The organism is Paenibacillus sp. 598K (assembly GCF_003851045.1).
Lineage (GTDB): Bacteria > Bacillota > Bacilli > Paenibacillales > Paenibacillaceae > Paenibacillus_D.
On sequence record NZ_BFBX01000145.1, the window covers coordinates 1 to 4,589 of the forward strand.

5 protein-coding genes are annotated in these 4,589 nt (G+C 58.4%); 1 reads left to right on the forward strand and 4 read right to left on the reverse strand.

The genetic code is table 11. From position 1 onward, the window contains the following. Nucleotides 1-248: 248 nt before the first annotated feature. From rbsK to PA598K_RS31370, 4 genes are all read right to left on the reverse strand, one after another. Nucleotides 249-1,166, reverse strand: a complete 918-nt coding sequence (gene rbsK / locus PA598K_RS31355; protein WP_221414195.1) for a ribokinase — start codon at nt 1,164-1,166, stop codon at nt 249-251. Nucleotides 1,167-1,301: 135 nt separating this feature from the next. Further along, nucleotides 1,302-1,751, reverse strand: a complete 450-nt coding sequence (locus PA598K_RS31360) for a hypothetical protein (protein ID WP_128660710.1) — start codon at nt 1,749-1,751, stop codon at nt 1,302-1,304. A 405-nt stretch (nt 1,752-2,156) separates the two neighbouring features. Continuing rightward, complete coding sequence (locus tag PA598K_RS31365) at nt 2,157-2,663, reverse strand: GNAT family N-acetyltransferase (RefSeq protein ID WP_128660711.1); 507 nt, start codon at nt 2,661-2,663, stop codon at nt 2,157-2,159. A gap of 32 nt (nt 2,664-2,695) precedes the next feature. Continuing rightward, complete coding sequence (locus PA598K_RS31370) at nt 2,696-3,220, reverse strand: hypothetical protein (protein WP_128660712.1); 525 nt, start codon at nt 3,218-3,220, stop codon at nt 2,696-2,698. 418 nt (nt 3,221-3,638) lie between these two features. Here PA598K_RS31370 and PA598K_RS31375 point away from each other — a divergent pair. Next, nucleotides 3,639-4,589, forward strand: a 951-nt coding sequence (locus PA598K_RS31375; RefSeq protein ID WP_148092015.1) for a Leu/Phe/Val dehydrogenase, incomplete at its 3' end; no start/stop codon positions are given.

A 4,589-nucleotide genomic window follows, 5' to 3' on the forward strand; every position in this document is an offset into this window, starting at 1 on the left:
GAAGGCGCACGGCAATTTGCACGGGCTCAGGGCGTCATCTCCACGCTACGCAAACAAGGTCTCGGCATCCTTCAATCCCTCATCCGCATCGGCACAAACAACTTTTCCTTTCCAGGGGTACCTGAGTAGTAACGACTTTTCGCACAGATCAGGGCCGTTGGGACGGGTAGCGACCCTACTTGTGCCCCGCGCCTGCGTCGCCCGTACCGCCGCTCCGCGTTCCCGCCGCCGGCCCGCTCAACTCGACGCTAGGACGGCCGGTGGAACGCCTCGACCTCGGACCGTGTCGGAAGCGACTGTTGTGCCCCGTAGCGGGTGACGGTGACCGCCGCCGCTTCGATCGCATAACGGATCGCTTGCTCGTCATCGCCGCTCTCCAGCAGCTCCGCCACGTAGCCGCCGATGAAGCTGTCGCCAGCGGCTGTCGTATCAGCAGCCGCGACACGGACCGCCTCGAACATTTGCAGCTTACCGCTCCGCACCAGCCCGCAGCCCGCCGATCCCAGCGTGACGATCATCGCCGCCGTGCCTTGCTCCGCCAGCTTGCCGGCAGCCTCCAGCAGACGCTCTTCATTGACCGGAGCGATCCCGGTGATCGTCTGCAGCTCATGCTCGTTGGGGATGAGCATATCGACGTTAGCCAGCACCTCTGGCGCGAGCGTCCGCGCCGGCGCCGGGTTGAGAACCGTCCGCTTGCCCAGTCGCTTGGCCAGCGCGAGCGCATAGACCGCCGTCTCGTACGGAATCTCGAGCTGGAGCACGACGACCTCTGCCTGCTCGATCAGGTGGCGCTGACTGTCGATATCCTCGCACGTCAAGTCGCCATTGGCGCCGGGGATGACGACGATATGGTTGCGGCCTTCGCGGTCGATCGTGATCATCGCCATCCCGGTCGGATGCTCAGATACGAGCACTCCGGACGTGTCAACGCCGCAGCTCTGCAACGAGCCCTTCAGCCGTTCGCCGTATGCATCGTTGCCGACCTTGGCGATCATCGCTGTCGGTACGCCGAGCTTGCCGATCGCTGCAGCCTGATTGCCGCCTTTGCCCCCTGGCAGCTCAGTCGAGCTGCTCGCCATCAGCGTCTCGCCTTCACCCGGCAGCTGGTCCACTCGGACCGTCAAATCCATATTCAGACTTCCTATTACTACCGCTCTGATACTCACGATGTGTCCCCCTGTTCATTGGATGTATACTGTTTCTACATCGACAGGCAGAGTCCCTGCCAGCACAAAAAAAGCAAAAGCACAGGGTCTTGTTACGACCAATTACTTTTGCATTGTTCAAAGGTAACTACACTTTTATATTTCCATCTTAAAAACTTCGACATTCCTTTCATCAACAATTCTGAAATACATGACATTATCATTAATAATTCGGCGTGGATGCGTTGTCCAGAAATTTAATCTGGTATTGGTAGGAATGAATTGCATTTCATTCACCACCTCCCCGACCCTCATGAGAACATTTCCTTCCGATAAGGTAACGCCAGAGGATTCATGTGCTGAAACCAAACTAATCGTGTACAGCTTGTCATCTTTCAATCCATTCACATCTACCACAAATTCAATGCTATCTTCTACTTGAACTATCTTTGCGACGTTAACTTTAATATTGTTCATTTCCTCAAGGTATAATTCCGCATTACCTATAGAAAGAGATGGAGTAGTCTGCATAGAATTAAGAAGAAATATATTCATTCCGACACTAACAATCAGTAAAAGTAAAACAAATAATTTCTTCAGCCTCATTTGTCCTCCTCGGAAAATTAATTACAACCCTTGATCGCACCAATCTCCTCCTGTTAAAGGTCCCAAAGCATGGTTACGCAATCTTGTTACTTGGCTCTCAGGCGCTCTCTGCCACCAGATGCCCGGCCAGTTAATGCGCGCGACTTGGCTCTTGCGCCAACGGGAAGGCTGCCACCTCACCCATACCTTCTAGGCAATTCCTTCTGGGCCATGCCAGATTCTAACGCTCTCATGGCGAGCGTTACGATCATGACAGCAGGCGCGCTGCGCACTTGAGCAAGGCCCGGAAAAGTTAGGCCGAGTACCCCCTCTCACCCGTGCACTATCCCCGACGGAATACACCGCTCTCGTCAGACCTGATCCCCGCCCTTGTTCGCCGCTGCGCAAACGACAAAAAACCGGCCCTCAGGCCAGCCGCAGGTACTGCTTTAATTCGTCGATGCCGGTCGCGTAAATGTTCTCTTCCCCGTGCATACCCTCCCGCTGTCCCACGACGCGGGCGAACTTGCGGTACAAGCGGTTCAGATACGCGTTGTCCCGCTGGGCGAAAAAATGGAACTCGCGCAGCTGCGGCAGCTCTTCCCCCACACTGATGAGCAGCTCGCGGAACCCTCGCAGGAACAGCCCGTTGCTGCGGTGAGCGGGATCGACGATCGTCGAATGCATAAACATGATGGTCCCGCCCGCATCCGGTCTGTACGCTTCGTCGACCACGCCGAACTGACCCCAGCCAATCACGTCATCCTCCGCGAGGATGAGTAGGATGCGCGTATCCTGAATGCTGGTGAGCACATCGGTCAACGCATCGAGCAGATTCATCTTGTCGCTGAATAGCTGTCGGTTGCGGATGTAATACAGGACGTACCGGGCATAATCCGCATCGCTCCGGCACCAGGTGAATCGGATCGTCATTAAACACCTCATTGTCTGCATAAATGAATGCCCTAGGAAGCGACGGTGCGTCTGACACGATGGACGTAACTCTCCAGGCTGGCGGCTGACATATGGTACTCGTCGAGCAGCCCATGCTCCGTCTCCCAGGTGTGAGCCAACGCTGCGAATCTGCCCAGCAGACGTTGCAGGTTCAGTCGCGACGGCACCCAAAAACGGAATTCCCGAATCGGCTCCTTCTCCATCGCATTGTGCTCGGCCAGATAACGCAGTCCTTCATAGAATAACCGGCCACAACGATGCTCCTCCTGGATGAAGGCAATCTGGATCTGTGCGACATGGGTGTTCTTGTACTGCTCGTCCGCCGTCCCCCGGATGTAACTGAAAGCGCCTACAGTTTGGTCTTCGCCTGCGAAGCATACGAACGCTTCCTTATGCAGCAGCAAGGGCGAGGACAGGAAGCTGAGTGCGACCGGGAATGTATACGGCAGGTTCAGTTGTTCGTAATGCTCCAATACAAGCGTCATGTAACGTTCCATATACATCTCTGTACTGCATGTCTGGATGTAGTAGTCCATTGTGACCGACTCCTTCGCCATGCGTCAGGGGCAAGGGGCCAGCCAGCGTCTTTAGGACACCAACGAAGGCCCGAGCCGTGTCGCTTATTTTGCAGCCGAAGTGCGTACTTGCTCGTTGGCGGAGAGGATGTTCAGGATGATTTTCCCGAATCCGCTGCCTTTCTTCGTATCTTTGATTTGCGGTTGTGCTGGGTACATGGCTGCACCTCCTTCTATCACTTGATTCTGGTACTACTATACCATGTTCTCCTGCGAAATTCTGTAGTCTGCGCTACAAATGATGCAACTTTCGTCCTGATTCCGATCGATCGCACACGGCGCTTCTCCCGGCCGGGCATCCGCCTTGTCGCATGGCGGCTGACGACTGCATCCTATAGAGGTATAACGGCCGATGGCTGTGCAAAGGAGGGTGGACACAATGAGCGAATGCAAGCGATGGAGCGACGATCCGATGGAGCAGCTGATCTGGGTCCATGAACGGCAAAGCGGCCTGCGAGCGATCATCGCTGTGCACCACACCGGGAGAGGGCCGGCGCTCGGCGGCTGCCGGGTCCATACCTATGGCAGCGACGCGGAGGCCTGGAAGGACGCGATACGACTCGCTAGCAGCATGACGTGGAAATGCGCGCTCGCTGGCCTGCCCTACGGCGGCGGCAAAGCGGTGATACTCGCGCCGCCGCAGCTTGCCGGCGACGCGCGGGCGGCGGCGTTCCGGGCGCTGGGGCGGCAGATCGAGCGAATGCAGGGCGAGTACATCACCGGTCTCGATCTGGGCAGTCTGCCGACGGATATGGATGCGATACGTCAGGAGACCGCCTACGTGACGGATACGACCGGCTCGCTCGGCGCGACAGACGATCTGACGGCGGACATGACGGCTTATGGCGTCTACCTGTCGATGCGCCGGGCGGCGAGGCGGCTCGGCTCGGACGACCTGACGGGCCGCACGGTTGCGGTGCAAGGGCTCGGCAAGGTCGGCTCCTTCCTGTGCGGCTATCTCGCCCAGGCCGGCGCCCGGATCGTCGTCGCCGACCTCGACGCCGGGCGGGTGACGCGGATGCGCCAGCTCTGGGGAGCCGCTGCTGCGCCCGTGGAGCAGATCCATCGCACCGCATGCGACATCTTCGCCCCCTGCGCGATCGGAGGCATCCTGAGCGAGCGCTCGGTGCCGGAGCTGCGGTGCCGAATCGTCGCCGGCGCCGCCAACAACCAGCTCGCTAGCGCTGACCAGGCGGAGCAGTTGCATGCGCGCGGCATCCTGTATGCGCCCGACTACGCCATCAACAGCGGCGGCATCATCGTCACCGCCGCCGAGCTGGCGGGCGAGAGCGCGGCCCATGCCCGGCGGCAGACGGAGGCGGTGCCAGAC